The organism is Lysinibacillus xylanilyticus (genome assembly GCF_001183605.1).
GTDB lineage: Bacteria > Bacillota > Bacilli > Bacillales_A > Planococcaceae > Lysinibacillus > Lysinibacillus xylanilyticus.
The window spans coordinates 22,179-38,464 of sequence record NZ_LFXJ01000001.1; the positions used below are offsets into that span (position 1 = coordinate 22,179).

Below are 16,286 nucleotides of genomic sequence, written 5' to 3' on the forward strand. Positions count from 1 at the left end.
TCTTATTTTAAAAATTATATACCCCCTGTTGGTATGTGGAGAGGAGATATGATCATGAGTTCGGAAATAAAGGAAGCGAATTTGCAAATTACAGGTATGACATGTGCAGCCTGTGCCACTCGTATAGAAAAAGGTTTAAATAAAATGGATGGTGTAGAACAAGCGACAGTTAATTTGGCTCTTGAAAAATCATCTATTAAATATGATCCGTCAAAATTAAATGAAGAAGACTTTGAAAAGAAAATTGAAGCACTTGGTTATGGTGTCGTGAAACAAAAAACTGAATTTAATATTACGGGCATGACATGTGCAGCCTGTGCTACACGCATAGAGAAGGGTTTAAATAAACTAGCAGGTGTATCCTCTGCGAACGTAAACCTAGCACTCGAAAAAGCAACTATTGAGTTTAACCCATCTGAGGTGACGATTGCAGATATTATTGCAAAAGTTGAGAAATTAGGATATGAGGCGCATCAAAAAGCAGATGAGCAAGAAACTGAGGATCATCGTGAGCAGGCCATCAAACAACAACAGAATAAATTTATTTTATCGGCCATTCTTTCATTACCCTTACTGTGGACGATGGTAGGACATTTTTCATTTACATCATTTTTATATGTCCCTGAGTTTTTAATGAATCCATGGGTACAAATGGTGTTGGCTACTCCTGTTCAATTTATCATCGGGAAGCAATTTTATGTTGGAGCTTACAAAGCTTTACGTAATGGTAGTGCCAATATGGATGTACTTGTAGTAATGGGAACATCTGCGGCGTATTTTTATAGTGTTTATCAAGCGATTGTTACTGTAGGGTCACATCATGCCCCTCACCTATATTTTGAAACGAGTGCCGTATTAATTACTTTAATTTTATTAGGTAAGTTATTTGAGGCAAAAGCAAAAGGTCGCTCATCAGAAGCAATCAAAAAATTAATGGGCCTTCAGGCAAAAACAGCCATCGTTGTTCGTGACGGTGTGGAGAAAGAAGTACCATTAGAAGAAGTAGTCATTGGTGACATTATTTTAGTGAAGCCTGGTGAAAAAATTCCTGTTGATGGTGAGGTATTAGAAGGAACAACAGCTGTAGATGAATCGATGTTAACAGGGGAAAGTTTACCTGTTGATAAAAAGCAAGGTGACCTATTATTTGGTTCCACTATTAATAAAAATGGCTTTATTAAAATGACAGCAACTAAAGTCGGTCGTGATACGGCCTTGGCTCAAATTATTAAAGTTGTAGAAGATGCACAAGGCTCCAAAGCACCCATCCAGCGCTTAGCAGACCAAATTTCGGGCGTCTTTGTACCAATCGTTGTTGGCATTGCACTTGTCACGTTTTTAATTTGGATTATCTGGGTGCAACCTGGTGAATTTACGCCTGCACTTGAAGTATTAATTGCAGTTCTTGTTATCGCTTGTCCATGCGCGCTTGGATTAGCAACGCCAACATCTATTATGGCAGGCTCTGGTCGTGCGGCGGAATTCGGTATTTTATTTAAAGGTGGAGAGCATTTAGAGCAAACGCAAAGCATCGATACAGTAGTTGTTGATAAAACAGGTACAGTGACACACGGCAAACCTGTATTAACGGATGTTGTACTAGCGGCAAATCAAGACGAAGTACGCTTTTTATCGTTAATTGGTGCAGCGGAGAAGCAATCAGAACATCCGTTAGCAGAAGCGATTGTTCAAGGAATTGCTGATCGCGGTATTGATCTCGGAGATGTTCAATTCTTTGAAGCAATACCAGGTTACGGTGTGCAAGCGACTGTATCTGGTCAAGGAGTTGTCATCGGTACTCGTAAATTGATGCAGCAATACGGTATTCATATTGATGATATCCTACCAACAATGGAGCAATTAGAGGAAAGCGGTAAAACGGCAATGTTAGCTGCGATTAACGGTCAGTATGCTGGTCTATTAGCAGTTGCTGATACAGTGAAGGATACTTCAAAAGAAGCGGTTAGTCGTTTACAAGAAATGGGCATTACCGTTATTATGATGACTGGTGATAACGAACGTACAGCACAAGCAATTGGAGCAGAAGTTGGTGTGAATCATGTAATTGCAGAAGTACTTCCAGAAGGCAAGGCTAATGAAGTGAAAAAACTGCAAGCTACAGGGAAAAAAGTAGCTATGGTTGGTGATGGTATTAATGATGCGCCGGCACTAGCGACAGCGAATATTGGGATGGCGATTGGTACCGGTACAGACGTGGCTATGGAAGCAGCGGATATCACACTTATTCGTGGCGATTTAAACAGTATTGCGGATGCTATCATCATGAGCCGTAAAACAATGCGCAATATTAAACAAAACTTATTCTGGGCATTTGCTTACAATACATTAGGCATTCCAATTGCAGCAATCGGTTTACTAGCTCCTTGGGTAGCAGGTGCAGCAATGGCGTTTAGTTCAGTATCTGTCGTTTTAAATGCACTGCGCTTACAGCGAGTTAAATTATAAGGGTAACGATAGATCCACTTTGAGTGGGTCTATTTTTTTATTTATTTCAGCGGATGTCACAGAATTGGTTTTTGCCTCCTATTTTAATAGAGAAATAGTTTGATTCTGTTTTTCACTTTCTCACTATGATACAATGAAAAGCACTGATTCATTTTTAACTTCTGAAATAGAGGAACTCAGTCTAAGAATGCCACGTCCTGTGGCAATTTGCCTGTGCGAAAGCGAAGCGACAGCAACAGGTTTTCTTTCTGTGCGAAAGCGAAGCGACAGCAACAACAACGCACGACTGAGTGACCAACATCATGCAGCTGACGCTAACGTTAGCACTGCGCTTTCGCGCAAAAAACATCATGCAGCTGACGCTACGTTAGCACTACGCTTTCGCGCAAAAAACATCATGTTGGCCTAAAGCCTCCGGACACAATTATGCCGAGGCATAATTGATATAATTATACAAACCTCGAGAATGGGGTAATTGATGATAGAATCCATAGAACATAAAGGANATGTTGGCCTAAAGCCTCCGGACACAATTATGCCGAGGCATAATTGATATAATTATACAAACCTCGAGAATGGGGTAATTGATGATAGAATCCATAGAACATAAAGGAGGAGCTTCTAGTGACGGTTCCATTTGTTACGGTAGAAGGTCCGATTGGTGTTGGTAAAACCTCTTTATCTAAAGAGCTTGCAGCAACATTTAATTACCATCTATTAAAAGAAATAGTAGACGAAAACCCTTTTTTAAATAAGTTTTATGAAGACATAGAGGAGTGGAGTTTCCAGACGGAAATGTTCTTCCTTTGTAATCGCTATAAACAATTATCAGATATAAAAAAATTTCGTTTAATGAATGATAAACCTGTTGTAGCGGACTACCATATTTTTAAAAATTTAATATTTGCCAAGCGTACATTGCTATCAACCGAGTACGATAAATACGAAGAAATTTATAAAATATTAACGAAAGATATGCCTGTTCCAAATGTAGTTGTTTATTTACATGCCAGTGTTGATACGTTGATGAAACGTATTGCGATGCGTGGTCGTGAATTTGAAAAAATGATTTCACGAGATTACATGGAGCAACTAGTGGCAGATTATCATTCCTTTATCGAGCATTTTGAGAAAATGCATCCCGAAATTCCTGTTATTCGATTTAATGGTGATCAGCTTGATTTCGTAAAAAATCCAAATGATTTGAAATATGTTTTACAAACAATAAGGGACACGTTACAACAAAGGAGCTTGCAACAATGAATTTGAGAGAGAAATATGATATTCCTCCACAAACGGTCATTACAATCGCTGGTACGGTTGGTGTAGGAAAGTCAACAATGACAAAGGCGTTAGCAGAGGCGCTAAATTTCCGTACGTCATTTGAAAAGGTGGATACCAATCCATATTTAGATAAATTTTATGAGGACTTTGAAAAATGGAGCTTCCATCTACAGGTGTATTTTTTAGCGGAACGTTTTAAGGAGCAGAAGCGAATTTTTGAATATGGTGGCGGGTTTATTCAAGATCGCTCCATCTACGAAGATACAGGAATTTTTGCTAAGATGCACTATGACAAAGGTACAATGAGCCCAACAGATTACGAGACGTATACAAATTTATTTGATGCGATGGTGATGACACCGTATTTCCCTCATCCAGATTTACTTGTGTATCTAGAAGGGCCAATTGATGCTGTAATTGGACGTATTCAAGAGCGTGGACGTACAATGGAGCAACAAACACCGAATGATTATTGGATTGAAATGCATGACCGCTATGAGAACTGGATCAATAATTTTAATTCATGCCCAGTTCTACGTTTAGATATTAATGATTATGATTTATTAAAAAATCCCGAAGCAATTGATTCAATTGTGAGCCGCATCAGTCATATGCTAAAACAAACAAGTCATTTACGTAAATAGAAGGCTTATTAAAGCTAATATTTCTAAAACAATAGGAAGATAAATTTTGGCGTTCTGGCCGAAAGCGAAGCGGCAGGCGCAAACAAGTCATTTACGTAAATAGAAGGTTTATTAAAGCTAATATTTCTAAAACAATAGGAAGATAAATTTTGGCGTTCTGGCCGAAAGCGAAGCGACAGGCACAAACAAGTCATTTACGTAAATAGGAAATGAACTATGGTTAAATTTCGAAAGAGTAACGACGCAGAAACAAGTAATTGAAGAAAATAAATGATCAAAAGACGTGAGACAATATGTAACCTATTGTGTCACGTTTTTTGAATAGGGGGGATTACTATAAGAATAGCGGTATATTGCGGTTCTGGCTTAGGCATAAACCCAATTTATGCAGAGAAGGCAGCCGAATTAGGGACTGTATTAGCTCAAAATGGTCACGGTGTCGTTTATGGTGGTTCGAAAACAGGATTAATGGGGAAAGTAGCAGATGCAGTACTAGCAGCTGGTGGAGAGGTTATTGGTGTGATGCCAACTCATTTACAGAAGCGGGAAATAGCACATGTCTCGTTAACAGAGATTCATTTTGTTGAGTCCATGCATGTACGCAAAGCCAAAATGGTAGAGTTAGCAGATGCTTTTATAACTTTACCAGGTGGTGGTGGGACAATGGATGAATATTTTGAAGTGTTTACATGGGCACAAATCGGATTACATGAAAAGCCCGTAATTTTATATAATGTAAATAGCTTTTATGATGCGCTTTTACAACAACTTCAGAAAATGCTTGAGGAAGGTTTTATACGAGCTGAACAAAAACCACTTATTCACGTAGCTACTACACCGGAAGAAGTATTAAATTTTGTGAAAAAGCGTGGGTAATATCCCCATGTTTTTTCTACAATAAATTCTTTTGGCTCGTAAAAATAATTTTTATGTAAATTTCAAGTTTATTGCTGAGATGGATTTGTTAGAACGTATGCCTTGTATATAAGTTGATTGGAGTGGCTGCTCAACTCCTTGGGGCTCATCGAATGTCCCCAGGAAAGAACCCAGTCGGAACGGATATAAGCCACACGTTATAGTTATGATCTAAATTTTAGTTTACTAATAGAATAATTGAGGTGTAGATTATGCAGACAATAGATACACAAGTTACTGATGAGCTAGTAGTGCTGGCAATTGAACGAAATATAGCCATTATCCGTTTTGATATGAACCATAAAGTTTCCTATGTAAATGAACTTTTTGCTAAGACATTAGGCTATAAAGTGGAGGAAATGATAGGAAAAGATCATAAGGATTTCTGTTTGCCGGAATTTGTGAATAGTATAGAGTACGGAAAATTCTGGCGCAACTTATCCACTGGCAATAGTTATCAGGATAAAATCGAAAGGATGGATGCAAGCGGAAATAGAATTTGGCTTGAGGCTACTTATATGCCTGTCTTTGCTAATAATTCAAGTAAGGTACTTGGCGTATCGAAAATCGCAACAAATATTACTGAACGTCAAGATGAAATTGTTAGTGTAGCTGATACATTAAAGGTTATGTCTAAAGAGCTTCATATCCGTTCGGAGGCTGGTATTCAAAATAGCGAGGATTTACTGGAAACAGTGAAAGAAGTTTCACAAGAGTCAGCCGATAATGTCAGAAATCTTGCGCAGCTTCAGAAGCAAGCTGAATCTATTAAAGGGATTGTAAAAACCATTCAAGAAATTGCTTCTCAGACAAATCTACTTGCACTAAATGCAGCTATTGAAGCAGCAAGAGCTGGTGAGTATGGCCGAGGCTTTGATGTTGTAGCAAAAGAGGTAAGAAAACTTTCAGCAAGGGTGGAGCAATCTATCTCAGAAGTAAAAGATAATGTTGAGGGCATTGAGCGAGAGATTGGAAAAGTCACTGAAAGTATCACACGTATAGCTGAAAAAGTTGAAAAAACAAATGGTCAAATTAATGTAACGACAAATGATTTTGCCGAAATTGCTACTGCAGCAGAGGCATTGGATGAACAATCAAGACATTTTACCGAAATAATTTAACTTACTTTCAGTAATTGTTTTCTGTAGCGTAAGTAATGCATAATTTCCGCAATCTTCTGATATATATATTGGAATAGTAGATAATTTTTATTTACAATAATTGTGTAAGCTTTCATAAATCATAATAGGGGTGTTATTGATGACAAAGGTGGAAGTAAGTTTCAAGCATTTGCCAACGACTGCAGTTTCAGATGCGACAGGAGGACATACGAATTTACGCAGTGATATTAAACCGTTAGCAGATCATTATAAAATTGCTGGCCGTGCGGTAACAGTGCGTTTACCAGATGGTGAAAACGGTGCAGTATTGGAAGCTATTCGAGCGGCTGAAGAAGGGGATATTTTAGTAATTGACGCTAAAGGGAATACCAATCGTGCGGTTGCCGGTGACTTTATTCTTTCATTAGCGCAGGGTATTGGTGTACAGGGCTTTGTCGTTGATGGTGTTATTCGTGATATTGCGGCTATTCGTGAGTTGGACTTTCCTGTATTTTCACTTGGCACAACGGTTGCAGCTGGCAATAAAAACGGTGGCGGCGAAGTCAATGTTCCTATTGCTATTGGGGGCGTATCTGTTCGTCCTGGTGATTATATCATTGGGGATGTGGACGGTGTAGTTGTCGTACCACATGAAGATGTGGAGCGGATTGTTGCAGCTGCTGAGTTAAAGCTTGAAAAAGATGAGATACGTGCACAAGAGGCACATGCAAATGGAAAAGAATCTATTATTGCTTATTTAGATAAAGTTTTAACTTCTTTTAGCAGAAGCTGAAATAGAGGAACTCAGTCTAAGAACGCCACATCCTGTGGCAACGACTGAGTGACCAACATCATGCCGCTGACGCTTCGCTTTTGCGCAAAAGACATCTGTTGGCCTTAAAGCCTCCAGACGCAATTATGCGAGGTATAATTGATTAAAATAAAAAAACCCTCACGATGCCATCCATACATCGTGAGGATTTTTTTAATTTTTATGCTAAATTTTCATTGTTTTTAAAGTAATTTTTCATTTTCTCTGAATCGAAACGGCCTTCCCATTTCGCCATTACTAATGACGCAAGTGAGTTACCAATTACGTTAACGACTGTACGTCCCATGTCAAGAATACGATCGATACCTGCGATAAATGCTAAACCTTCAATTGGAATGCCGACAGTACCTAAAGTTGCTAGAAGCACAACGAAGGATACTCCTGGAACACCTGCAATCCCTTTAGATGTAACCATTAATACAAGCATTAACGTAATTTGTTCACCAATGCTTAGGTGAATACCGTACATTTGAGCAATAAATAAAGCAGCGATAGCTTGATACAGTGTAGAACCATCTAGGTTAAAGGAGTAACCTGTTGGAATAACAAAGGATACGATATCCTTTGGAGCACCTAGTTTCTCCATTTTCATCATAACTCGCGGTAACACAGCTTCAGAACTTGCTGTTGAGAATGCTAAAATCAGCTCATCTTTTAATACTTTAATTAAGAAGAAGATACTGATACCTGTAAATTTGGCCACAAGACCAAGAACGACAAAGATAAAGAATAGCATTGTTGCATAAACAAGTATAGCGAGTTTGCCAAGTGGTATTAGTGAAGCGAATCCATATTTGGAAACGGTTACACCAATTAAACCAAATACCCCAATTGGAGCGAATTTCATTACGAGGTTAGTTACCCAGAACATGGTATCTGCTACCCCTTGGAAGAAGTTTAATACTGGTTTACCACGTTCGCCAATGGCAGCAACCCCTAAACCAAAAATAACTGAGAAGAAAATGATAGCAAGCATATCACCTTCAGACATTGCCTGAATGATATTTGTCGGTACTATGCCTACAATAATATCAAATGGTCCTTCATGCTGTACTTCTTCTGTAGTTGCAACGTATTTCGAAATATCTCCTTTAGAGAGCTCGTTCATGTTTACGCCCGCGCCTGGTTGGAATAAGTTTGCGGAAAGTAAACCAACTACAATTGCTACTGTTGTAATAACTTCGAAGTAAAGAAGCGATTTACCGCCTAATCGTCCAAGCTGTTTCATATCTCCAGTTCCAGCTACACCAACGATTAAAGTTGAAATAATAATCGGTACAACAATCATTTTAATTAGATGAAGGAAAATATCACCTAAAGGTTGTAAATATGTTTCGATTTTTGGACTTCCGTAAAAGATTCCGCCAACAATTATCCCTAAAACCAAACCGACTAAAATTTGAGTGGCTAAACTGAGTCTAAATTTCTTCTTCAAAACCTTAGTACCCCCTAATATTAAATTTTTAGGACTTGCCTTACTTTAATAATACGGAGGACTTATGAAATCCGACAAAATCCGAGAAAATTAATTTAATTTAGTTAAAATGTCTGAATATAATACCTGAATAAACTTCTTAATATTAACCTTTGCTTTGCGATTTTTGTGATCTTCTATCTGAGTCATAAGCAGACGAATTTCTATAAAGTCAAAGTATCGAGGTGCGTAATATTCAAATTCGGAGTTTGTATAATCTACAACACCTAAATTGGCGAGATTTATCATCGCTGCTAATATAGTACGGCGCACACGCTGTTCAATGGCTTTACTTTCCTTCAAAATTTCATCGGGTGTAGCCTTTGTGACAACAGCAATTTCCTCATAAAGCTCCTTTAATGGAGGAAGTGGTGCAATTTTGTGCTGATGAGCAAGTAATGTTTCAATGATAGCAATAATATCTTCGCTTCCGATCTCACCAACGATACCCATATCATTTAAGATGGATTGAATATGATCGCGTGATGTTGCTTTATGATTTATTTGTTCACTTAAATCAATATTTGTAAGTGATTGGCGAATAATAAGCAATGAATTTTTCAGGCGAAATTGTTCAGTTGTTTTACGTAAAACATTCTCAACCTCAATACGGTTTATAGGTTTATGAATAAAAAAATCTATACCTTGCTCATATGCCTCACCAACCATTTCCTTATTCACTACTTGAGAAATCATGACAAATTGTCCCTCAAAACGATTTTGAATAAGGTGTTCGACTGTTGCTATCCCATCAAGCTTGGGCATAAGTAAATCGATCAACACAAATTCTGGCTGTGTCATTAAAATTTGTGGAATGGCATCCTCACCATTACGTGCTTCACCAATAACTGTACCTAAGCCACTATCTTCAATAATTTGTTTTAACATGACCCGACTTGCACGATCATCATCTACAATAAAATACCTCATTTAAGTCTCTCCCGTTTGAATAGTTTGCGTAGGAACTGTAATTTTAAACATCGTGTTTTGAATATTTGATTCAACGGTTATTGAGCCATTTAATTTATTTACTAATTCAACAACATGTGAAAGCCCAATACCTGTTGCTGCTACGCCTTCAACATTGTATTTTGTAGTGTATCCGGGTTCAAAAATAATAGAGAGATTATTTTGAGGAATGCCCTTCCCGTTATCACATACTGTTATTACAGTATCATCCTGTTGCTGCTGAATGGCAATAGAAATGCTGCCTTGATCTTCAATTGCTTCTATAGCATTAGCTGTTAAATTATTCAAAAGTGCAAGCAATGCAATATGTTCTTTCGTCTGAAAATCAATTTCAATATTTATTTTAAACTCAATTTCTTTCTCGAGGAAATTAGCGTACTTACTGTTGCCGTCCTCAATATAATGTAATAATTCTGACAATCTAAGAGAGCCAAAGCTCTTTTCGCCAACAATTTTAGAAATACCTGCATAAATGCGTTGTGAATCCTTTTTCACTTCATGAATTTCCTGGGCAATATGAAGTGCCTGTAAACTTTCTGCACGATAGCCTAGTGATTTTAATTGTCTGTATAATTCAAATCCACTGACTGTAATTGCTTCTATGTGGTTCATAGATTTTTTTAAATAAAGTGTCTCAACATATAAATCTGAGCCGATTGTAAGCATTTCCTGAACGCGTTTTTTTTGCTCAGCAATTAAAATGGAACTATAAATACCAACAACAAAGAAACTACGTAATAAAGCAACTGCTAGTAGTATTAGTAAATCATGAAGGAATAAAAAAGTATAAGAATTTATAAAAAAACGAAATAGTTGTTCCACTAGATTACTGAAAACTTCACTAAACGCAACTAGTAATCCAAGCAATAGTGGTTGTTCTCTATATTGATGAATGCTTAGAATTTGTAGGCATATTGCAAATAATATATAAAATGCAGCAGCAGGTAAATGTATTAGTAAACTATCGACTAATGGAACATCATGTAAAGAGTAATTAATGATAACTCGAAAAATGGTTGTCACGATGCTCGTAGTAAATCCAGCCAAAATGATTGGTGTAGGTCTAAGTAGAGTGCATAAAAAGAAAATAATACTTCCTAATCCGAAACGAAAAGTTGTATTAACGAAAGGCGTTATTTTAATCTCACTACCGATAGCGGTTAGCAGAGCAATTGTGAAAATCCAAGTGAGGGAAGCACGAGATATGTAAAATTTCGAGCGCATAAAAAATCCTCCCTAATAATATTAACGAGCTTTATGCTAAAAGTGCTCGTTTGTGTGTTTGGAATAAAGGTAATTGTACCACTACTTTTGATGTTGCGTTGAGGCGGAATGCGATTTCGAAACGAAAGCGCGTTTGTCTAGATGAAATAATGCTATAGATTATTAATTTGTTTCAGCAGGTGTCCAAACACCCGTTGAAACAAGTTAAAGCCTCCGGCGGATGTCACGGAATAGGAAAGGAGTGCTTTGTGCAAGCACAAAGCCGATTCCGGACGCAATTATGCCGAGGCATAATTGATCGGTTATAAAATCATAATTTACAATAAAAAAATACCACAACCTAAGTGGAAGTGGCATATAGAAAATATTACATACAATTTTTAAGCAAAAAAAAACGGCTACATTCGTAGTCGGAATTTTAAAACTGGAGGAGGTAGAGGGATTCGAACCCCCGCGCGGGGTTACCCGCCTGTCGGTTTTCAAGACCGATCCCTTCAGCCAGACTTGGGTATACCTCCATGGTATTTTATTGCGTTGTCTTATCGACAAGATTTAATTTATCATATTATAAAATTCACGTCAACAGATTTTTTATTTTTTTTCTTTCAGCAATTATTTTCGTAACGTATGTGAAAAATAGAGGAACTCAGTCTAAGAACGCCATGTCCTGTAGTAACTTATCAACAAAAAGGACCTGTTTCTGCCTCTGACGCTACGCTTTCGCGCAATAAACATCTGTTGGCCTAAAGCCTCCGGTGGATGTCACCATAATGGGAATAGAATTCGTACATACATATATAGGATGTTAGTATAAAATCATCGCATCCATGTGATAACGGCTAACTGACCTGCATCGGTAAAAACGCCACATCTTGTGCATTACCGAAATGACCAATATCGTGTTGGATCTCGTGCAGGCCTAAGCATAAAACTGTTCCTTGACGCAATTATGCCTAGGCATAATTGATTGATAATTTCTTTTTTACAGTTCAGATAGAATATTCCAAAGAATTATTATGTGTATTAAGTTGCAATTTATGAAAACAGTGAGTATACTAGATATTGCCGTGCTAGGTGGGAAGGTAGCGGTGTCCTGTAACTCGCAATCCGCTCTAGCGAGACTGAATTCCTTTTTCGAGGCTGTCCGTATTGTTTGGTCTGCCTTTTGCACGTAGTGTTGACGATTGGGTCCTGCGCAATGGATACCCATGAACTATGTCAGGTCCGGAAGGAAGCAGCATTAAGTGGTCTTATTCATGTGCCGCGGGGTTGCCTAATCTGAGCTAACGACAAGAGTAACGCTTATGTGCGGCTGTCGAAGAAAGGTGCACGGCATTAAATTGCCAATTCAAACGCATCCGTCTACAAAAGGCGGATGCGTTTTTTATATGATTTTATAATATTTGTTGGGACGGAAGTGCAATCGCCAGAATGTTTCCAGAATGTTTAAGGAAGCTACAAATTGTGCGAGGCGGCCGTTAAGAGCTGGAAGCATCAGTTTCACTACAGGAAGCGAAAGAGAATCGTCCTGAATTTTTAGAAAAACGGTGACACTATTTTATAAATAATGAAGCAAATGCTATAATAGAACTATTCTATATAATGAAGAAGAGGAGAGGAAATCGTTGACGTATCAAGCATTTTATCGTGTGTATCGACCGCAATCATTCCGAGAGATGTCTGGTCAATCGCATGTCAAAAGAACGCTACAAAATGCTCTCCTAGCGAATAAAACAACACATGCTTATTTATTTTCTGGCCCACGTGGTACCGGGAAAACAAGTACGGCTAAAATTTTTGCAAAGGCTTTAAACTGTGAGCATGCACCGTCAAAAGAGCCTTGTAATGAATGTGCTACTTGTTTAAGCATTACAGACGGTTCTCACCCAGATGTTATTGAATTTGACGCTGCGTCTAATTCACGCGTTGAAGAAATCCGAGACATCATTGAGAAAGTTCGATTTGCTCCTGCGAGTTGCAGATATAAAGTGTATATCATTGATGAAGTGCATATGCTTTCTACAAGTGCTTTCAATGCCCTTTTAAAGACGTTAGAAGAACCACCTTCTCATGCTGTATTTATTTTAGCAACGACAGAGCCTCATAAATTGCCCGCAACGATTATTTCGCGATGTCAGCGCTTTGATTTCAAACGTCTTTCTACCAATGATATTATAGAGCGCATGAAAGTTGTATTAGAGGATATTGAGTTACCATTTGAGGAACAAGGTTTAAAGGTAATCGCACAATCAGCAGCTGGTGGTATGCGTGATGCTTTAAGTTTATTAGATCAGGTTGTTTCCTTCAGTGGAGAAAAGTTGAAGCTTGAGGATACATTACTTGTGACAGGTTCTATTAGTCAGGAAGTTTTCTATGAATTAGCAGAAGCTCTTAAAGTAAAAGATGTCGCACAAATGCTTGCGTTACTAGAACAGCTTATTGCGGATGGGAAAGATCCTCTTCGACTTTCAGAGGACTTGATTACATTTTTCCGGGATTTATTATTATTGCAAACAAGTGAAGATTTGGCTGAATTATTAGAACTAGTATCACCGGAGGAGCGAGTATTTACATTAGCTCATGATTTTGCACCGGATTTGCTATATGGTTACATTGATATTTTAGCGAAAACACAGCAAGAAATGCGGTTCTCCCATCATACAAAGATATACTTAGAAACAGCGTTACTTAAAATGGTGCAGTTTTCGGGTGGTGCAGTTGGTCAGACTACCACTTCGGGTGAGGTAGCTATGAGCCCGGAGCTCGCTCAAAAAATCGTGGCACTTGAGCAAATGGTGCAACAACTATCAGCCCAATTACAAGCTGGTGCTCCTGTGCAAACGGCGCAAACACCAAAAGAGCAACGTCCACGAGCAAAAAGTCCAAATGGCTATAAAGCACCAACAGGCCGTATTCAAGAGATACTAAAAGATGCTACAAAGCAAGATGTGCAACGTATTAAATCGGTTTGGGCACAGGCGTTAAGCCAAATGCAAAAATCCCAATCAGCTCTTTTAGCTGAGGCTGAACCTGTTGCGGCATCATCAAGTGCTTTTGTGTTAAAATTCAAGTATGATATTCATTGTCAAATGGTTGCTGATAATCAATCCCTAAAAGCTCAGTTCACACAATTAATTGCAGGGCAAACTGGTACTATGTATGAAATGCTTTGTACGCCTGAAGAAGCTTGGTTAAAATTACGTGAAGAGTTTATTCGTGATCATGGCTTAGAGCAGCAGAAAAAATCTCAGAATGAAACCGATCATGAAATGGAATTATTAGAACCACCACCGGCAGAAATGCCGGAGGGGCCGTTTATCGACGATGCTCAACCGCTTGCTTCACAAGATCCACTTGTGACGGAAGCAGAAAAGCTGTTTGGTAAAGATTTTATTGAAATTGTTGAAGATTAATCATTTAGGAGGAATATGTTTATGCGCGGAATGGGAAATATGCAAGGTATGATGAAAAAAATGCAAAAAATGCAAAAGGAAATGATGGAAGCTCAAGAGGCTTTAAACGCAGAGCAATTTGAAGGCGCAGCTGGTGGCGGTATGGTGAAAGTAGCTGTAACTGGTCAACGTGAAATTGTAGAAGTAAATCTTGATCCATCAGTTGTAGATCCGGACGATATCGAAATGCTACAAGATTTAATCGTTGTTGCTGCAAATGAAGCATTGAAAAAAGTAGATGAAAAAACGAATGCAACGATGGGTAAATTCACTCAAGGCATGAACCTTCCGTTCTAGGAGGTAAATAAATGTACTACCCAGAACCAATATCGAAACTTATTGATAGTTTTATGAAATTGCCAGGTATCGGGCCGAAAACCGCGGCTCGTCTGGCGTTTTTTGTGTTAACAATGAAAGAGGATGACGTTTTATCCTTTTCAAAGGCATTAATTGATGCTAAACGAAATTTAAGCTACTGCTCCGTATGTGGCAACATAACTGATGTAGATCCATGCCATATCTGTACAGACAAACAAAGAAATCATTCTATTATTTGTGTTGTCCAAGATACAAAAGATGTGATTGCGATGGAAAAAATGCGCGATTTCAATGGTATGTATCATGTATTACAGGGAGCTATTTCACCTATGGATGGTATTGGTCCAGAGGATATTAACGTCGCTTCCCTACTAGTTCGTTTGCAGGATGAGACTGTTCAAGAGCTTATTTTAGCTACGAATTCAACTATTGAGGGCGAGGCAACAGCTATGTATATTTCTCGTCTAGTGAAGCCATCTGGCATTCGAACAACACGGATTGCTCATGGACTACCAGTTGGTGGAGATTTAGAATATGCAGATGAAGTAACGTTATCGAAGGCAATGGAAGGTCGCCGAGAATTGTGAGTGAGGGATTAATATGTTCTTCCGCAGTAAGGGAAAATTAAAAAAAGAATTCGATGACAAGCTTGTGAATCTTATAAAAGAAACAAAAGAGGATTTACAGCAGGCAAAGATAATTGAAGAACTACTAGATGACTATGATTTAGAAGTAATTGCTCAACGAAAAGCGGCGGAAAGTATACATTTTTATTTATTCAAGGAAGCTAGAATTCGGAGAGTATTAATTAAATAATAGTTTTTACTAATTTCAGCGGGTGTCCAAACATCCGCTGAAATTAATTAATGCCTCTGGTGGATGTCGTAGAACCAGGAGAAGTTCATATAGGGTGTTTGTTCAAAATCATCGAATCCATGCGACAACAGCTGACCTGTATCGGTAAAATCGCTAAGTCTTGTGGCATTACTGAAATGACCGACAGCGTGTTGGTCCTCATGCGGGCCTAAATCCGGACGCATTGTTTATCTGCGTGAAAGCGAAGCGTCAGTATCAATTATGCCGAGGCATAATTGATATTCATAGAAGTAAAACAGGGAACATAAACTTTCATAATTATATTGTTAAGGGGGAAACCATGTGTCGTGGTTAGTAATTATGAGTTTTTGTGTACCTGTAGTGCTTCTTTTTCTTTATATAATAATAAGACATGCCAAGATGGGTAAAATATTAGAGGGAATGTCTGTGTTTTGGTTTAGATTTGCTTTTGCCTTTCTACTATTATTTATTATTCACTTAGGCATAGGGTATGCAGGCTATAATGTACCGATTAATCTATTTTCAGTATTCACAATTGCTATATTAGGTATTCCGGGTGTGATAGGAATAACAGCTTTAGTATATTTTTTATAAAATGCTTGCAAAACAAAAATATTGTGGTATAGTAATAAGAGTCGTTAAGATAACTGTTGAAAAACAAATGAGTTTTAAATTAAAAATTTAGTTGTTGACATAGAGTTTGCGACGTGATATTATATAAGAGTTGCTACCGAGAAAGCGGCGACGAAATGAACCTTGAAAACTGAACAA

Annotated in this window: 15 protein-coding genes, 1 tRNA gene and 1 other RNA gene; 13 read left to right on the plus strand and 4 right to left on the minus strand. The window is 38.0% G+C overall.

Going from position 1 to position 16,286, the window contains the following annotated elements; genetic code table 11:
- Nucleotides 1–54 precede the first annotated feature (54 nt).
- From ACZ11_RS00100 to ACZ11_RS00130, 7 genes are all read left to right on the plus strand, one after another.
- Nucleotides 55–2,466 (plus strand): heavy metal translocating P-type ATPase, encoded by a 2,412-nt coding sequence (locus tag ACZ11_RS00100; RefSeq protein WP_049662519.1) that lies wholly within the window; start codon nucleotides 55–57, stop codon nucleotides 2,464–2,466.
- A 187-nt stretch (nucleotides 2,467–2,653) separates the two neighbouring features.
- Nucleotides 2,654–2,875: a hypothetical protein gene (locus ACZ11_RS00105; protein ID WP_049662521.1), complete on the plus strand. Its 222-nt coding sequence runs from the start codon at nucleotides 2,654–2,656 to the stop codon at nucleotides 2,873–2,875.
- A 215-nt stretch (nucleotides 2,876–3,090) separates the two neighbouring features.
- Nucleotides 3,091–3,729 carry a deoxynucleoside kinase gene (locus ACZ11_RS00110; protein WP_049662524.1) on the plus strand — a complete coding sequence of 213 codons (639 nt, stop codon included), beginning with the start codon at nucleotides 3,091–3,093 and terminating at the stop codon, nucleotides 3,727–3,729.
- Nucleotides 3,726–4,394, plus strand: a complete 669-nt coding sequence (locus ACZ11_RS00115) for a deoxynucleoside kinase (protein WP_049662527.1) — start codon at nucleotides 3,726–3,728, stop codon at nucleotides 4,392–4,394. Before ACZ11_RS00110 ends, ACZ11_RS00115 begins: the two co-directional genes overlap by 4 nt.
- A 342-nt stretch (nucleotides 4,395–4,736) precedes the next feature.
- Complete coding sequence (locus ACZ11_RS00120) at nucleotides 4,737–5,270, plus strand: LOG family protein (protein ID WP_338048263.1); 534 nt, start codon at nucleotides 4,737–4,739, stop codon at nucleotides 5,268–5,270.
- A gap of 251 nt (nucleotides 5,271–5,521) precedes the next feature.
- Nucleotides 5,522–6,430, plus strand: a complete 909-nt coding sequence (locus tag ACZ11_RS00125; protein ID WP_049662530.1) for a methyl-accepting chemotaxis protein — start codon at nucleotides 5,522–5,524, stop codon at nucleotides 6,428–6,430.
- Nucleotides 6,431–6,569: 139 nt separating this feature from the next.
- Complete coding sequence (locus ACZ11_RS00130) at nucleotides 6,570–7,202, plus strand: RraA family protein (RefSeq protein WP_049662531.1); 633 nt, start codon at nucleotides 6,570–6,572, stop codon at nucleotides 7,200–7,202.
- A gap of 199 nt (nucleotides 7,203–7,401) precedes the next feature.
- Here ACZ11_RS00130 and ACZ11_RS00135 read toward each other — a convergent pair whose 3' ends face one another.
- The 4 genes from ACZ11_RS00135 to ACZ11_RS00150 all read right to left on the minus strand — a co-directional run bounded on the left by ACZ11_RS00135 (nucleotide 7,402) and on the right by ACZ11_RS00150 (nucleotide 11,426).
- Nucleotides 7,402–8,676, minus strand: a complete 1,275-nt coding sequence (locus tag ACZ11_RS00135; RefSeq protein ID WP_049662533.1) for a cation:dicarboxylate symporter family transporter — start codon at nucleotides 8,674–8,676, stop codon at nucleotides 7,402–7,404.
- Nucleotides 8,677–8,766: 90 nt separating this feature from the next.
- Nucleotides 8,767–9,645 carry a response regulator gene (locus ACZ11_RS00140; RefSeq protein WP_049662535.1) on the minus strand — a complete coding sequence of 293 codons (879 nt, stop codon included), beginning with the start codon at nucleotides 9,643–9,645 and terminating at the stop codon, nucleotides 8,767–8,769.
- The gene (locus tag ACZ11_RS00145) at nucleotides 9,646–10,908 is read right to left on the minus strand and encodes an ATP-binding protein (protein ID WP_049662538.1); all 1,263 of its coding nucleotides are present in this window, start codon (nucleotides 10,906–10,908) and stop codon (nucleotides 9,646–9,648) included.
- A 425-nt stretch (nucleotides 10,909–11,333) separates the two neighbouring features.
- A tRNA-Ser gene (locus tag ACZ11_RS00150) sits at nucleotides 11,334–11,426 on the minus strand.
- Between the two features lie 547 nt (nucleotides 11,427–11,973).
- Between ACZ11_RS00150 and ffs the strand changes: the two genes are divergently transcribed.
- The 6 genes from ffs to ACZ11_RS00175 all read left to right on the plus strand — a co-directional run bounded on the left by ffs (nucleotide 11,974) and on the right by ACZ11_RS00175 (nucleotide 16,109).
- An RNA gene (gene ffs, locus ACZ11_RS24775) (signal recognition particle sRNA large type) lies at nucleotides 11,974–12,241 on the plus strand.
- A 292-nt stretch (nucleotides 12,242–12,533) separates the two neighbouring features.
- Nucleotides 12,534–14,321: a DNA polymerase III subunit gamma/tau gene (gene dnaX / locus ACZ11_RS00155; protein WP_049662539.1), complete on the plus strand. Its 1,788-nt coding sequence runs from the start codon at nucleotides 12,534–12,536 to the stop codon at nucleotides 14,319–14,321.
- Between the two features lie 21 nt (nucleotides 14,322–14,342).
- Nucleotides 14,343–14,657, plus strand: a complete 315-nt coding sequence (locus tag ACZ11_RS00160) for a YbaB/EbfC family nucleoid-associated protein (protein ID WP_049662541.1) — start codon at nucleotides 14,343–14,345, stop codon at nucleotides 14,655–14,657.
- An 11-nt stretch (nucleotides 14,658–14,668) separates the two neighbouring features.
- On the plus strand, nucleotides 14,669–15,265 hold the full coding sequence (gene recR, locus ACZ11_RS00165) for a recombination mediator RecR (protein WP_049662542.1): 597 nt from the start codon (nucleotides 14,669–14,671) through the stop codon (nucleotides 15,263–15,265).
- 13 nt (nucleotides 15,266–15,278) lie between these two features.
- Nucleotides 15,279–15,494: a YaaL family protein gene (locus tag ACZ11_RS00170; protein ID WP_049662544.1), complete on the plus strand. Its 216-nt coding sequence runs from the start codon at nucleotides 15,279–15,281 to the stop codon at nucleotides 15,492–15,494.
- 342 nt (nucleotides 15,495–15,836) lie between these two features.
- A complete protein-coding gene (locus ACZ11_RS00175) occupies nucleotides 15,837–16,109 on the plus strand; it encodes a pro-sigmaK processing inhibitor BofA family protein (protein WP_049662546.1) in 273 nt (90 codons plus the stop codon).
- Nucleotides 16,110–16,286 lie beyond the last annotated feature (177 nt).

Coding starts and splice junctions, on each gene's coding strand:
- ACZ11_RS00100 (WP_049662519.1), top strand. CDS start 55: ATGAGTTCGGAAATAAAGGAAGCGAATTTGCAAATTACAGGTATGACA.
- ACZ11_RS00105 (WP_049662521.1), top strand. CDS start 2,654: ATGCCACGTCCTGTGGCAATTTGCCTGTGCGAAAGCGAAGCGACAGCA.
- ACZ11_RS00115 (WP_049662527.1), top strand. CDS start 3,726: ATGAATTTGAGAGAGAAATATGATATTCCTCCACAAACGGTCATTACA.
- ACZ11_RS00125 (WP_049662530.1), top strand. CDS start 5,522: ATGCAGACAATAGATACACAAGTTACTGATGAGCTAGTAGTGCTGGCA.
- ACZ11_RS00130 (WP_049662531.1), top strand. CDS start 6,570: ATGACAAAGGTGGAAGTAAGTTTCAAGCATTTGCCAACGACTGCAGTT.
- ACZ11_RS00140 (WP_049662535.1), bottom strand. CDS start 9,645: ATGAGGTATTTTATTGTAGATGATGATCGTGCAAGTCGGGTCATGTTA.
- ACZ11_RS00145 (WP_049662538.1), bottom strand. CDS start 10,908: ATGCGCTCGAAATTTTACATATCTCGTGCTTCCCTCACTTGGATTTTC.
- ACZ11_RS00160 (WP_049662541.1), top strand. CDS start 14,343: ATGCGCGGAATGGGAAATATGCAAGGTATGATGAAAAAAATGCAAAAA.
- recR (WP_049662542.1), top strand. CDS start 14,669: ATGTACTACCCAGAACCAATATCGAAACTTATTGATAGTTTTATGAAA.
- ACZ11_RS00170 (WP_049662544.1), top strand. CDS start 15,279: ATGTTCTTCCGCAGTAAGGGAAAATTAAAAAAAGAATTCGATGACAAG.